The organism is Pontibacter toksunensis (assembly GCF_042686245.1).
Classification (GTDB): domain Bacteria; phylum Bacteroidota; class Bacteroidia; order Cytophagales; family Hymenobacteraceae; genus Pontibacter; species Pontibacter toksunensis.
The window spans coordinates 42,492-56,245 of sequence record NZ_JBHUOX010000026.1 but is presented as its reverse complement, the minus strand read 5'-3'; the positions used below and the strand labels follow the sequence as shown (position 1 = coordinate 56,245).

The window sequence follows — 13,754 nt, the reverse complement described above, 5'->3', positions numbered from 1 at the left end:
CAAGTCAAAAGTAGCAGATCCTTTAACGTTCGCTAAACTACTCATTCAAAAGTCAATTATTCAGTTATTCATAATTAAAAGATGGCCTACTACAGAAGTTTTGACGCTCCCCCACCCGACCCAATTATTTTAAAGCAACTCACAGCACAGCAGAACGAGATGCAGCAGCGCGTGGTACTACAGAAGCCGGATTCTAACCTGACGCTGATTGCCGGCTGCGACTCCTCCTTTATCGGCGAGGACAGCATCCTATCTGTTTTTGTGCTACTGACGTACCCTGAGTTGGAGGTAGTGGAAAAAGTATGGCACCACGGGCCGGTGGAGTTGCCGTATATACCAGGTTTCCTGGCTTTCAGAGAAGCGCCCAACCTGCTGAAAGCTTATGAGAAGCTGCAGCAAAAGCCCGACCTGATAATGGTAGACGGACACGGCATATCGCACCCGCGCAAACTGGGAATCGCCACGCACCTGGGGCTGCACCTGAACAAACCCACCATGGGCGTCGCCAAAAAAGTACTGGTCGGCAAGTATACAGAGCCTGCTGTCACCAAAGGTTCTTTGTCTCCCTTAGTTTATAAAGATGAAGTGATCGCCAACGTGCTCCGCACAAAAGACAGAGTCAAACCCGTTTTTGTATCGCCGGGTCACCTGATGGATTTGGCCTCTGCTACTGAGATAGCCATGACTTGTGCTTTAAAGCATAAACTGCCGGAACCTACACGGCTGGCGGACCATTATGCTGCGGTGTTTAAGAAGGATGTCTGAATCAGGATTTTCAGGATTAGAGGATTTTCAGGATTACTATAGTTATGAGTTACAGCTATGATTTTGTATGTACCTACTCTTCAAGTTTAGTATTTGCAGGAGCGTCACCGTATAAAAATTAATCCGGTTAAATGATATAACTTATAAAGTAATCGGGTGTGCCATGAAAGTCCACAATACGCTTGGAAATGGATTTCAAGAAGTTATTTATCAGCGATGTCTGGCAATCGAGATGGAACTTGATGGATTAGGATTTGAGCGTGAAAAGGAGCAAATCATCTTTTATAAGGACACAGTAGTAGGAAGCCGCAGAGCAGATTTTATAGTTGAAAATAACATTGTAGTAGAACTAAAGGCATTGATTATGTTAGAAGATGTTCATTTAGCACAAGCTAAGAATTATGTGGCTGCCTATAATCTCCCACTCGGCCTACTCATCAACTTCGGAGCAAGCAGCCTCCAATACAAGAAGATAAATAACAGCAAATACATAAACCTGTAGTGCTTAAAATTAGCATTCCCATGAACTTAAAAAATTTTATACATATTGATGAGTTACATCATCCTGGAAATCCTCTAATCCTGAAAATCCTGATTCAGACAATTCTCCTGCCATTCTGTCTCAAAACCCACAAAACACTTACCAAAATCATGACATAATTACATAATATCCTCCCTAAAATACCATTGGAGCGTAAATTGATTGTATAGCGATTGTAAGTACAACCAAAGGAAAACAGACGAAGACATGAACTTTAATAACTATACCATCAAAGCGCAGGAGGCCATACAAAAGGCCACTGAAATAGCAGGCGGCAATCAGCAGCAGGCTATTGAGACTGGGCATATATTTAAAGCGATTCTCGCCACAGATGAGAATGTGACAAACTTCCTGTTGCAGAAGCTAAATGTAAACAGCAATATTCTCAACAGTAAACTAGACGAAATTGTAGCCGGTTACCCAAAAGTAACAGGCGGTGGTGGCCCGTATCTTGCCAACGATGCAGCGGCTGCTTTACAAAAGGCTACTTCTTACCTGAAGGAGTTTGGTGATGAGTATGTCGCTATTGAGCACATGCTGCTGGGCCTGCTGGCTGGCCGCGACAAGGTTGCTGGCCTGCTGAAGGATGTTGGCTTTAATGAGAAGGACCTCAAAAAGGCCATCAAAGAATTGCGCGGTGGTGCCAAGGTAACAGACCAGAACGCCGAAGCAAAGTACAACTCGCTGAAGCGTTACGCCAAAGACTTGAACGAACTGGCACGTGCCGGTAAAATTGACCCGGTGATTGGCCGTGACGAAGAAATCCGTCGGGTGCTGCAAATCCTGAGTCGCCGTACCAAGAATAACCCGGTATTGCTGGGTGAACCTGGTGTGGGTAAAACCGCCATCGTGGAAGGCCTGGCACAGCGTATTGTGGCGGGCGACGTACCAGAAAACCTGAAGTCGAAGACGCTGATGAGCCTGGACATGGGCCTGCTGGTGGCAGGTGCCAAGTATAAAGGTGAATTTGAGGAGCGCCTGAAAGCGGTAATCAAAGAAGTGATTGACGCCGAAGGTGAGATTGTGCTCTTCATCGACGAGATTCATACACTGATTGGTGCCGGTGCCGGTGGCGACAGTGCCATGGACGCAGCAAACCTGCTGAAGCCAGCTTTGGCACGTGGTGAACTACATGCCATTGGTGCGACTACCCTGAAAGAGTATCAGAAATATATTGAGAAGGATAAAGCGTTGGAGCGACGCTTCCAGGCGGTAATGGTAGACGAACCAAATGTGCCGGATGCCATCTCTATTCTTCGCGGTATCAAAGACAAGTATGAACTTCACCACGGCGTGCGCATCAAAGATGACGCGATCATTGCCTCTGTGGAGCTATCTAACCGCTATATCTCCGACCGCTTTTTACCAGATAAGGCCATTGACCTGATGGACGAGGCGGCTGCGAAACTGCGCATCGAGATTGACTCTCTGCCTGTAGAGTTGGATGAGATTCAGCGCCGCATCATGCAGCTGGAAATTGAGCGCGAGGCTATTCGTCGTGAAAACGATAAGGATAAAGAGACAGTGCTCTCCAAAGAGATTGCTGACTTAAGTGGCAAGCGCGATGATTTGAAAGCCAAGTGGCAGAACGAAAAGCAGATCATTGAGGGGCTGCAGAAAGAGAAGGAAAATATTGAGCAGTATAAACTGGAAGCCGAGCAGGCGGAGCGAGCAGGCGATTATGGCCGCGTAGCAGAGTTGCGCTATGGCAAAATTCAGGAGGCTGAAGCCAAACTGAAGCAGTTGCAGGAGCAGGTGCGCGAGATGCAGGGCGAAAACCCAATGCTGAAGGAAGAGGTGAATGCCGAGGACATTGCCGAGATAGTAGCCAAATGGACAGGCATTCCGGTAAGTAAAATGCTGCAGAGCGACCGCGAGAAACTCCTCAATCTGGAGCAGGAATTGGGTAAACGTGTAGCTGGCCAGGAAGAAGCCATAGAGGCAATTTCTGATGCTGTGCGCCGAAGCCGGGCCGGTATGCAGGATCCCAAGCGCCCGATTGGTTCGTTCATCTTCCTGGGTACAACGGGTGTGGGTAAAACCGAGCTGGCAAAGGCACTGGCTGATTACCTCTTCAACGACGACAATGCCATGGTGCGTATCGACATGAGTGAGTACCAGGAGCGCCATGCGGTGAGCAGATTAATCGGTGCGCCTCCGGGATACATAGGTTACGATGAAGGTGGGCAGCTAACTGAGGCCATCCGCCGTAAGCCATACTCTGTGGTGCTGCTCGACGAGATTGAGAAAGCGCACCCGGACGTGTTCAACATCCTGCTGCAGGTATTGGACGATGGTCGTTTAACAGACAGCAAAGGCCGCGTGGTGAACTTCAAGAACACCATTATCATCATGACCTCGAATATTGGTTCGCACATTATCCAGAGCAATTTTGAGACGATGGATGAGTTTAACCACGACGAGGTGATTGAACGCACCAAAGATGAAGTGTTCGACCTGCTGAAGAAGTCGGTAAGACCGGAGTTCCTGAACCGCATCGATGAGTTAGTGATGTTCCGTCCGCTGAGTCGTGGCGACATCCGCAAGATTGTGACTATTCAATTCGGGCACATACAGGATCGATTGGAAGAGACAGGTATTCAACTGATAGCCACCGACGAGGTGCTGGATTACCTGGGCGAGCAAGGCTTCGACCCGCAGTTTGGTGCCCGTCCGCTGAAGCGTGTGCTGCAGCGCCAGATACTGAACGAGCTTTCCAAAGATATCCTGGCTGGCAAGATTAGCAAAGATTCAGTGGTGGAAGCTACGCTGGAGGACGGCAAGATTCGTTTCGTGAATGTGGACGTGGAGATTCCTACGGGAGAATAAGTAGAAGTATAAGTTTAGAGTTTAGCTGTAAAACGGCCACCCGCTTGGGTGGCCGTTTTTTTCTGCCGTAAGTTTCGCGACAGCATAACTGGTGGCAGACTAAATCTTTAACACCACCCTTTTCCCCTTCCGGGCCGATTCCCTTGCGGCTTCCAGAATCTTCACCACCGTCAGGTTATTTTCCAGGGAAGACAAGTCCTGCTCTGGTTTGATTTCACCTCTCACCACGGCAGCAAAGTAAGACACATAATCCTGGTAAGGAGCAGCCAGGGGCTCTATTTTGTCTATTTTATAATCTTCATCAGCTTCTTTCTTTGAGCGTAGGGTATCGCTGTTTACCGCCTGCAGGTAACCAGTCTGTCCATAGACTTCAAGGTCCTTTATATTGTAAGGCCAGTTCCAGGAGGCTTCTATGACACCAGTCGCCTGCGGGTACTCCAGGATAATGGTCGCATCGTCATCTACGATGGGGTAAACCTCCGGCTTCAATTGGCGGGTAACGGCTGTAACAGCCAATGGTTCCTGCCCCTGCATCAGCCACGTCATCAGGTTGGCACCATAGCAGCCAAAGTCTGTTATAGCACCTCCGCCATTTTTTTCCGGGTCTGTAAGCCAACCCAAGAACTCTTTGGAACAGCCGAGTTCCTTTGGTCCGATGTTGCCATCATGCACTACCATCTTCCGGATTTCCCCTACCGCTATACGATGGCGCACCATGATGCACACTTCCTGGTTGCTTGGGTACCAGGTGGTTTCATAATTTGTGAGCAGGTGTATGCGGTGCCTGCGCGCAAGCTCTGCCATACGCGCTGCATCTTTTACAGTGGTAGCCAAAGGCTTTTCCACCATCACATGCACTCCTAAAGGCGCACAGGCTTCTACTACCGCTCCATGTTCTGCTATGGCATTATAGGCCATTACCACATCAGGCTTTTCATACTCCAGGAGCGTAGGCAGGTCTTTATAAAACAGTGACTCCGGTAGCTGATAGCTCCTCCGGTAGCGCTGCACCAACTCTTCGTTACCTTCTGCAATACCTATTACCAGCACATCCTCCTGTGCAAGGCGTTCCAGCGCCCCTTCCACATGGTCGTGGCTTAAACCTGCCAAAGCCACTTTAAGCGGCTGTTTTAACTTAGCTGAGTAATTGTTCTTATATACCATAACTTACGTTCCTCCAATACCTCTACTTATGACGGATTTTGTTTCTATAGGGTGCAGTGTTTCTTTGCTAAGCCCTAAACGATAGTATCTGAATCAAAAAAGCGTCAACCATTACGGCTGACGCTTTTTTGATTTTTTAGCTTTGGCTTCTATAGTAACTACTGAAAGTCAGGCACCACGTGTACGTTTACCGGCTTGTGCACCTCTGCCTCATGGCCTGTAGGGGTTAGCTTTCCCGTGGCTTTGTCTATTTTAAAAGAGACGATGTTGTTGGAGCGCTCGTTTGCTACCAGCAGCAAATTCCCCGTCAGGTCGATGGTGAAATCACGGGGCCAATCACCTCCTGTCGGAACGGTTTCTATAAACGTCAGCTTTCCGGTACTTTCATCAATTTGATAAACGACAATGCTGTTGTGCCCGCGGTTGGAGCCATAGAGGTACTTTCCATCAGGGGATATTCTGACAGCAGCCGGGTGATTCTCTCCCTCATGATCAGCCGGCAGTGTGGAGAGGGTTTGTACTTCAGAAAGAGTACCATTGCCACTGTCGTAGGTCAGAGCCGTCATAGTAGAGTTAAGCTCGTTGATGACATACGCATACTGCCCATTGGGGTGGAAAGCCATCTGACGCGGACCAGCACCCGGCTTGGCGGCAAATGCCACGGCAGGCTCGGCTGGTGTCAGGGTACCACTGCCAGAATCGAGGCGATAACTGTATATCTTATCTAAGCCCAAATCTACGCCATAAACGTAGCGGTTGTCGGGGCTGGGAGCCATATAATGGGCATGAGGTGCCTCCTGCCGGTCTTTGTTTGGACCGGAACCTTCATGCTGTTCCACATCGGCGGCCTCTGCCAATTGCCCGTTTTCCTGTATCGGGAACGCGGCTACGTTACCACCAACATAATTGGCCACCAGCACAGTTTTACCTCCGTCGCCAATAGAAATGTAGCAGGGTGCGCCTCCCTTAGAAGCCACCTGGTTCAGAAACGTAAGGTTGCCTGTCTGCTGATCCACGGAAAAAGCACTTACGGCACCGCTTTTCTGGCCCTGGAACTCTGTTGTTTCATTCACAGCGTACAGGTGGTTCCGTTGCTCGTCTAGGGTCAGGAACGATGGGTTTGCACCGCCTTTAAAACCACCCGCACGGCTTAGCTCGCCGGTTTCGGGGTTCAACTTATAAAGAAAGATGCTTTCGTTCTCCGGGTCAGCATAAGTTCCTACATATACCATGGCTGTCTCTGTATTTTCAGTTTGATTCCCTGCTGTCGTTTCTTCCGATTCCACCCTGTCGGATTCTGAAGAAGTACAGGCGGAAAAAGTCATTGCTAAACTTATAACACCTACTGCTGCCACTTTTACAAAGTTGCGCTGTGCAGGTCTGTGGAAATAATTCATGTGCTTGGTTTGCTGGTTAAGTCCTGATTTTGCTGAAGGCAAAGGTTTTGTGCGAGAGGCATGATATGCCAACGTATGCTCAAAGTAACAAATATTGCGGTATAAACTTAGAACAACCTCCGGAATTCTGTTAGGGCATATTCAAATCCCAAAACAATCTGAAGCAGCAAAGCGGCATCAACGCTGAATTGCTTCAGGCATTTGTGCAGCAGGCTATGTTTCGTACACACTCCGCTGTTGCAACTCAGAGAGTAAAGCTCTAATTTGCCACCTTGTTTTTTCATCTTACTTTTCCGGACTGTGTCTTCTGTTTTCTCGACCTATATTGAGTTGGGCTTTCATCATATCTTTGATTTCAAGGCTTACGACCACATGCTGTTTCTGCTGGCGCTTTGTGCCATTTACACGCTGAATGACTGGCGCAAAGTAATCGCGCTGGTTACCTCATTCACCATCGGACACTCCATCACGCTGGCGCTTGCCACTTTTAACATCATCCGGTTTAACACAGCCCTTATTGAGTTCCTGATCCCGGTCACCATCCTCATCACGTGCATCACAAATTTTTTTAAGCTGAAAGGAGCTGCGTCCAAACAGGGTGCCATTTTATCTGTTCATAACCTGATGGCGCTGTTATTTGGTCTGATTCATGGTATGGGCTTCTCTAATTTCCTGAGGGCGATGCTGGGGCGCAGTGGCAGCATCTGGCAGCAGCTGCTTGCATTTAATATTGGTATAGAACTTGGTCAGTTACTCATTGTTGCTATACTGCTTGTAATTGGTGCAATTGTTATGAACATCTTCAAGGCAAAAAAACGGGACTGGATTATGGTGCTGTCCAGTGCCGCAGCGGGCGTTGCCCTTGTTTTGATGATGGAGACCAATATATTTTAGGGTTTAAACAACTATATTTGAACTTAATAGCGTATCATGCTCCTTATAAAATAACCTATATTAAAAATCTAACCTAAAAACATATCCAATTTCCATGAGAAACCTTTTAGCAGGTTTGGCATTGGTGGGCTTGGTGGCGGGGCCGATAGCGGCGCTGGCGCAGGACACCAAATTTGGCCAGTTGGGCCAGGAACTGCCAACCCCTAACACCTACCGCACTGCCTCCGGGGCCCCTGGCCACCAGTACTGGCAGCAGCGTGCCGATTATAACATTAAAGTAGAGTTGGATGACAAGAACCAGTCGCTTACCGGCTCTGAGACCATCACCTATACCAACAACTCTCCGGATGTACTGACATACCTGTGGTTGCAACTGGACCAGAATATCTTTGAGCCCAACTCTATGAGCAACCTGACCCAAACAGGCACTGTTCAGGATAAAATGTCGGTGCAGGCAGTAGAGCACCTGACGCGCGAGGAGTTTGACGGCGGTTTTAAGATCAGCAAAGTAACAGACCGCAGCGGCAAGGCGCTGAAGCACACTATTAATAATACGATGATGCGTGTAGACCTGCCTTCTCCGCTGAAGCCAAACCAGAGCTTCACCTTCAATGTCGATTGGAAAAACAAGATAAACGACCAGAAAGTATTGGGTGGCCGCTCCGGGTATGAATACTTCCCGAAAGACGATAACTACCTGTACGAGATTGCACAGTGGTTCCCGCGCATGGCTGTATATGACGACGTAAACGGCTGGCAGCACAAGCAGTTCCTGGGCAGCGGTGAATTTGCCCTGCCTTTCGGTGACTATAAAGTAAGTATCACGGTGCCGTCTGACCATATAGTGGCAGGTACCGGTGAGTTGCAGAATGCGAATCAAGTGCTTTCTTCCACGCACCAAAAGCGATGGGCACAGGCCGCCAAAAGCGACAAGCCAGTTGTAATTGTGACGCAGGAGGAAGCCACTCAGGCAGAAAAAAACAAAGCCACAGGCAAAAAGACGTGGGTATACGAGGCTAAAAATGTGCGCGACTTTGCATGGGCAAGCTCCCGCAAGTTTATCTGGGATGCCATGAACACGAACGTGGGCGGCAAGAACGTAATGGCCATGTCGTACTACCCGAAAGAAGGAAATCCACTTTGGGGGCAGTATTCTACGGAATCTGTTGCACATACTTTAAAAGTATACTCCAAGCACACCATCGACTACCCTTACCCGGTGGCCATCTCTGTACACGGTCCTGTGGGCGGTATGGAATATCCTATGATTTCCTTCAACGGCTATCGCCCGGAAGAAGACGGCACTTATTCTGAGCGCACCAAGTATGGTCTGATATCTGTTATCATACATGAAGTAGGCCATAACTTCTTCCCGATGATCATCAACTCGGATGAGCGCCAGTGGACGTGGATGGATGAAGGCCTGAACACTTTCATGCAGTACCTGGCGGAGCAGGAGTGGGAGCGCGGGTATCCGTCGCGCCGTGGTGAGCCGAAGGATATTGTGGAGTACATGAAGAGCGCTAAAAACACGCAGACCCCTATTATGACAAACTCTGAGTCGGTGCTGCAGTTTGGCCCGAACGCTTACGGCAAACCAGCGACAGGTCTCAACATTTTACGCGAGACCATTATGGGCCGCGAGCTGTTCGACTATGCCTTCAAAGAGTATGCGAAGCGCTGGGCCTTTAAGCACCCGATGCCTGCTGACTTCTTCCGTACCATGGAAGATGCCTCTGGTGTAGATTTAGATTGGTTCTGGAGAGGCTGGTTCTATACCACTGATCATACTGACCTTGCCATCTCTGATGTAAAGTGGTTTACCATCGATTCGCAGAACCCGGAGTTTGTGAATGCACAGCGCCGTGAGCAGCAAAACAAAGCACCACAAACGCTTTCGCAGCAGCGCAACCTGCAGGACATTCAGAAGACACTGGTAGACGAGAAGCCGGAGCTAAAGGACTTTTACAACAACTATGACCCATTGGCAACCACAGCCGCTGACCTGCAGCGTCACCAGGCTTTCATGAAGAACCTTTCTCCGGCACAGAAAAAAGCACTGGACTCAGGACTTAACTTTTATGAAGTAGGTTTCCAGAACAAAGGAGGGCTCGTGATGCCGCTGGTTGTGAAGATGAACTATGAGGACGGTTCAGAAGAAGTAATAAACATTCCGGCGGAGATATGGCGTTATAATAACAACGAGATCACTAAAGTATTTATCACGGAGAAGCCTGTGGTAAGCTTTACACTGGACCCTTACCTGCAGACAGCAGACACAGACTTGTCAGATAACAGCTATCCGCGCCGTATGGCCCCGTCCCGTTTCGAAATCTATCAGCAGCAAAACAGGCAGCAGCCTAATACCATGCAGCGTGAGCGCTCCACAAGCCGCACAAACGGCGGCGGGAACAGCAACTCTGCTCAGTAAGCTGATACTTCTTTATAATTAAAAGCAGCAAAGCCGTCAGATATCTGACGGCTTTGCTGCTTTTATAGGTTCCGGTACAGGCTACTCTGTATTATACTTTTCAAAAAATTCCCGCTTCACTCTGTCGCCTTTCCGCACGAAAGGCCTTATAATAAGGCGGGTGCCCCGCTCATAGGTAAAGAAACGGTAGAGCCAGTTGCTAAGCACTACCAGTTTGTTTCTAAAACCTACGAGATACATGATATGCACAAACAGCCAAATCATCCAGGCAAGGAAACCACTCAGGTGCTTGCCCTTTGGTAAATCCGCCACAGCACGATTTCGGCCTACAATCGCCAGCGATCCTTTGTCGAAGTACTTGAATGGCTCCAGTGGCTGATTGCGGATTAATTTTGGAAGGTTCTTTGCCAAAAGCTTCCCCTGCTGAATAGCAGGTTGCGCTACTCCCGGGTGTCCTTTCGGGTATTCATCTGTTTTCATGAAGGCAATGTCGCCAATGGCAAAAATTTCAGGGAAGCCCAACACCTGGTTATACTGATTCACCAGTATTCTTCCCCGCTCTACTGCTTCTGCAGGCAGGCCATCTACTAAAGCGCCGGAAACGCCGGCTGCCCATATCAAGGTATGCGTCCGTATCTGGTCACCGCCTTTTAACGTGGCAATGTTGCCGTCGTAAGACTCTACCAGTGTGTTTAATTTGATGTTTATACCCAGTTCCTCGAGGTACTGCTGCGTTTTGGCGCTGGCCTGGGGCGACATTGGCGGCAGCACTCTGTCCATACCCTCTACGAGGTAAATATTCATCTTGGTGAAGTCCATTCCCGGGTAATCAGTTGGCAGGATGTACTTTCTCATTTCTGCCAACGCACCGGCCAACTCTACACCTGTAGGGCCACCACCTACAATCACAACGTTCATCAGGCTCTGCTTGATTTCCGGGTTGATGGTCATGTTGGCCTGCTCAAAGCACTGCAAAAGCTGGCTGCGCAGGTTCAGGGCATCCGGTATCTGCTTCAGCGGGAAAGAGTATTTCTTAACCTGATCGTTTCCGAAGTAGTTGGATTTTGTGCCGGTGGCCACCACCAGGTAATCGTAAGGCAGGTCGCCGATTAGTGTTGAAACTGTTTTGACAGTTGGATTGATGCCGATTACTTTCACTAACCGGAAGTGAAAATCTTCAAATTCATCACTGCCAAACATCTTACGCAGTGGCTCCGCAATAGAATCCGGCTCAAGCCCGGCTGTTGCTACCTGGTACAGGAGTGGCCAGAAACCGTGGTAGTTCTGTCTGTCGAACATTACCACCTGAAAATCCTCACTTTTTAATTTTTTGGCTAGGTTAATACCTCCAAACCCACCTCCTATTATGACAACACGGGGTTTTGTAGTATCGGGTATATTAAGCGATAACTGATCTGTTTCGAGCATAGATATGTTTCTTTGATAATCTGGCAACCACGGGGCAACGGATTTGTTGCCGCTTGCAGGCTGCTCCTGTAGTATACGTATGTAGCTACACTCGGAAATAACGAAACATACCGGGCTTAGTTACCTGTATGCCATTTTACTGCCTGAAGGGTTGGGGAAGCATAGGGCAGCAAAAACGCAATACGGGTATAGATCAGAAACAACAATCCATTGTGCTCCTTTTAAGGCAGCTATGGGAGAGGATAAAAAAAGCCCGAAAGAGAGACTATTTCTGCTTGAAATCGCCGTTCATGATAGACTTGATAAGAGCCGGTATGGCAAAGGGGCTGATGGTGGGAAACATATAGCGATTCTGCTGCAACTGCTGCTGTTGGTTCATCCCGTGACGGAAGTTACCTGCCCCGTCCATAGGCGTTGATTTGAAGAGTTCCTCGAGCCGTTCAGGGTCCAGGTTACGCATGGCAATGGCACGGCCTTCGTCCGGAAGCCTTACATTGGCCACTGCTTCACGGAAATCACGCTCCGTTGCCCACGGAAACACATCCACCATCGGCAGCTCCGTCGGGTCTTCCTGCAACTGCATAATAATGGAATAGCTCTGGCTGCTGTAGGTTTTCGGGATGATGAGGTACTGCTTCTTATAACCGATGGCGCTGAAGAGCACACTGTCGCCGGCCAGCACCGGAACAGAAAAGAAGCCGTACTCATTTGTCTGCGTTCCGCGGGTGGAGTTTGGCACATATACCCCAACACCCGCTACACCATACAGGCTATCGCCAGTGGCTACAAAGCCGGATAATTGCACCACCCGACGTGCCTGCCCCTGCGCTGCTGCCTCCTCGGCTGTGCATAAGAGCAACAACAGGCCTAACAGTGGCAGTAAGAGCCAGCGCATGGGCTTTACATGGGTAAGAGACGCATATAAAGAAAGCTTCATTTGATACAATTATACTATTTATTATTTATAATAGCTGCTTTTACCTATTTTTGTTCTATCCGCTAACCCGCTTATGAGGCTAAAACACTTCAGTCTTTCTTTTGGCGAACAGGTTTTAAAAGCCCTCGCCGACGAATCCCGCATCCGCATCCTTTTCCTGATACTGCGCAACAAAGAAATGTGCACATCAGACCTGGAGCAGGTACTGGACTTTACGCAGACCAAAACCTCACGCCACCTCTCTTACCTGCGTAATGCGGGCCTTGTGGCTCCCCGAAAGGTAGATCAGTGGGTTTTTTATGCTGTCAAAGAAGAGGCTGCTGACTTCTTACAACAGATATTTGCTTATATGGAGCGCGACGCCGTACTGCAGAAAGACGGGGAAGTATACCAGATTCTCTTCTCTAACCGCGAACTTGCCGTAAACAAACTCCAATCCCGCCGCTGGACAGCCTCTTAGCTTTACCTGCCCCGAACATAACTATATAAACCAAAATATATTGCATTGGTTCAGGTGCCTGGCTCCTTGCTTTTCACCAAAACAATGCAATTCTCAAAACATACGTTCCCCCTGCGCGTTTTACTTTTACCTGATTTAGTTTACACATGAAAATATATACGCATATCCTCTTCGACCTGGACCACACCCTCTGGGACTTTGAGAAAAACTCCGAAGAAACACTTTATACTTTATATGACCAGTTTGAACTAGCCAGCTTTGGCAAGTTCGACAGCAGTTCCTTTTACAAGAAGTATAAGTTTGTGAACACACGCCTCTGGGATATGTATAATAAAGGGAGAATAAAGCAGGCAGAGTTGCGGGAGAGCCGCTTCGTTAAAACCCTGACAGGGCTTGGCCTGGAACCGCATGAAGTACCGCAGGGCCTTTCGGAAGCTTACATGGAGCTTTGCCCTACAAAAACGGCCGTGTTCCCTTTTACTTTTGAAGTACTCGAGTACCTGCAGCCAAAGTATGGCCTGCACATTCTCACAAATGGGTTCAAGGACGCGCAGCATGTAAAGATGGCCTCATCCAAATTGCACGGTTATTTCAAGGAGATAGTAACCTCTGAGTGCTGCGGCTATAAAAAGCCCGACCGCCGTATGTTCGAGCACCTGCTGGAACTCATAAACGTGCAGCCAGAAGAGTGCCTGATGGTAGGCGATAATTTTGAGTGTGATATTGAGGGAGCCCGCGATGCCGGCATCGACCAGGTGTACTTTAACCCAGAAAAAATCAAAAAAAAGGGAGCCCTCAAACCAACCTACGAAATACACTGCCTAAGCCAGTTAAAGGAGATGCTGTAGGCATAGCAGTAAAACATAAAATAAGAAAGCCCGGCGCAAAACCTTTAACAGGTACAGCAC

Annotated in this window: 11 protein-coding genes; 7 read left to right on the top strand and 4 right to left on the bottom strand. The window is 48.6% G+C overall.

The genetic code is table 11. From position 1 onward, the window contains the following. Positions 1-81: 81 nt before the first annotated feature. The 3 genes from nfi to clpB all read left to right on the top strand — a co-directional run bounded on the left by nfi (position 82) and on the right by clpB (position 4,135). A complete protein-coding gene (nfi, locus tag ACFS7Z_RS23180) occupies positions 82-765 on the top strand; it encodes a deoxyribonuclease V (RefSeq protein ID WP_377490315.1) in 684 nt (227 codons plus the stop codon). Positions 766-886: 121 nt separating this feature from the next. After that, positions 887-1,267, top strand: a complete 381-nt coding sequence (locus ACFS7Z_RS23175) for a GxxExxY protein (protein WP_377490369.1) — start codon at positions 887-889, stop codon at positions 1,265-1,267. Positions 1,268-1,513: 246 nt separating this feature from the next. After that, positions 1,514-4,135, top strand: a complete 2,622-nt coding sequence (clpB, locus tag ACFS7Z_RS23170; RefSeq protein WP_377490312.1) for an ATP-dependent chaperone ClpB — start codon at positions 1,514-1,516, stop codon at positions 4,133-4,135. 99 nt (positions 4,136-4,234) lie between these two features. On the opposite strand, the gene ACFS7Z_RS23165 is transcribed toward clpB, so the two are convergent. Further along, the gene (locus tag ACFS7Z_RS23165; protein ID WP_377490309.1) at positions 4,235-5,299 is read right to left on the bottom strand and encodes a Gfo/Idh/MocA family protein; all 1,065 of its coding nucleotides are present in this window, start codon (positions 5,297-5,299) and stop codon (positions 4,235-4,237) included. 158 nt (positions 5,300-5,457) lie between these two features. Further along, positions 5,458-6,696, bottom strand: a complete 1,239-nt coding sequence (locus tag ACFS7Z_RS23160; protein WP_377490306.1) for a lactonase family protein — start codon at positions 6,694-6,696, stop codon at positions 5,458-5,460. A gap of 300 nt (positions 6,697-6,996) precedes the next feature. Between ACFS7Z_RS23160 and ACFS7Z_RS23155 the strand changes: the two genes are divergently transcribed. Together ACFS7Z_RS23155 and ACFS7Z_RS23150 are read left to right on the top strand one after the other, a co-directional pair. Then, positions 6,997-7,590 carry a HupE/UreJ family protein gene (locus tag ACFS7Z_RS23155; protein WP_377490303.1) on the top strand — a complete coding sequence of 198 codons (594 nt, stop codon included), beginning with the start codon at positions 6,997-6,999 and terminating at the stop codon, positions 7,588-7,590. Positions 7,591-7,684: 94 nt separating this feature from the next. Next, positions 7,685-10,021: a M1 family metallopeptidase gene (locus ACFS7Z_RS23150; RefSeq protein WP_377490300.1), complete on the top strand. Its 2,337-nt coding sequence runs from the start codon at positions 7,685-7,687 to the stop codon at positions 10,019-10,021. Between the two features lie 81 nt (positions 10,022-10,102). On the opposite strand, the gene ACFS7Z_RS23145 is transcribed toward ACFS7Z_RS23150, so the two are convergent. Together ACFS7Z_RS23145 and ACFS7Z_RS23140 are read right to left on the bottom strand one after the other, a co-directional pair. After that, the gene (locus tag ACFS7Z_RS23145) at positions 10,103-11,449 is read right to left on the bottom strand and encodes an NAD(P)/FAD-dependent oxidoreductase (protein WP_377490297.1); all 1,347 of its coding nucleotides are present in this window, start codon (positions 11,447-11,449) and stop codon (positions 10,103-10,105) included. 265 nt (positions 11,450-11,714) lie between these two features. Further along, positions 11,715-12,344: a carboxypeptidase-like regulatory domain-containing protein gene (locus ACFS7Z_RS23140; protein ID WP_377490294.1), complete on the bottom strand. Its 630-nt coding sequence runs from the start codon at positions 12,342-12,344 to the stop codon at positions 11,715-11,717. A 115-nt stretch (positions 12,345-12,459) separates the two neighbouring features. On the opposite strand from ACFS7Z_RS23140, the gene ACFS7Z_RS23135 reads away from it, so the two are divergent. Both ACFS7Z_RS23135 and ACFS7Z_RS23130 read left to right on the top strand, forming a co-directional pair. Beyond that, positions 12,460-12,846 carry an ArsR/SmtB family transcription factor gene (locus ACFS7Z_RS23135; protein ID WP_377490291.1) on the top strand — a complete coding sequence of 129 codons (387 nt, stop codon included), beginning with the start codon at positions 12,460-12,462 and terminating at the stop codon, positions 12,844-12,846. A 146-nt stretch (positions 12,847-12,992) separates the two neighbouring features. After that, positions 12,993-13,694, top strand: coding sequence for a YjjG family noncanonical pyrimidine nucleotidase (locus ACFS7Z_RS23130; RefSeq protein ID WP_377490288.1), 702 nt, complete (start codon positions 12,993-12,995; stop codon positions 13,692-13,694). The last annotated feature ends 60 nt before the right edge of the window (positions 13,695-13,754 follow it).

Coding starts and splice junctions, on each gene's coding strand:
- nfi (WP_377490315.1), top strand. CDS start 82: ATGGCCTACTACAGAAGTTTTGACGCTCCCCCACCCGACCCAATTATT.
- clpB (WP_377490312.1), top strand. CDS start 1,514: ATGAACTTTAATAACTATACCATCAAAGCGCAGGAGGCCATACAAAAG.
- ACFS7Z_RS23165 (WP_377490309.1), bottom strand. CDS start 5,299: ATGGTATATAAGAACAATTACTCAGCTAAGTTAAAACAGCCGCTTAAA.
- ACFS7Z_RS23160 (WP_377490306.1), bottom strand. CDS start 6,696: ATGAATTATTTCCACAGACCTGCACAGCGCAACTTTGTAAAAGTGGCA.
- ACFS7Z_RS23150 (WP_377490300.1), top strand. CDS start 7,685: ATGAGAAACCTTTTAGCAGGTTTGGCATTGGTGGGCTTGGTGGCGGGG.
- ACFS7Z_RS23145 (WP_377490297.1), bottom strand. CDS start 11,449: ATGCTCGAAACAGATCAGTTATCGCTTAATATACCCGATACTACAAAA.
- ACFS7Z_RS23140 (WP_377490294.1), bottom strand. CDS start 12,344: ATGCGCTGGCTCTTACTGCCACTGTTAGGCCTGTTGTTGCTCTTATGC.
- ACFS7Z_RS23135 (WP_377490291.1), top strand. CDS start 12,460: ATGAGGCTAAAACACTTCAGTCTTTCTTTTGGCGAACAGGTTTTAAAA.
- ACFS7Z_RS23130 (WP_377490288.1), top strand. CDS start 12,993: ATGAAAATATATACGCATATCCTCTTCGACCTGGACCACACCCTCTGG.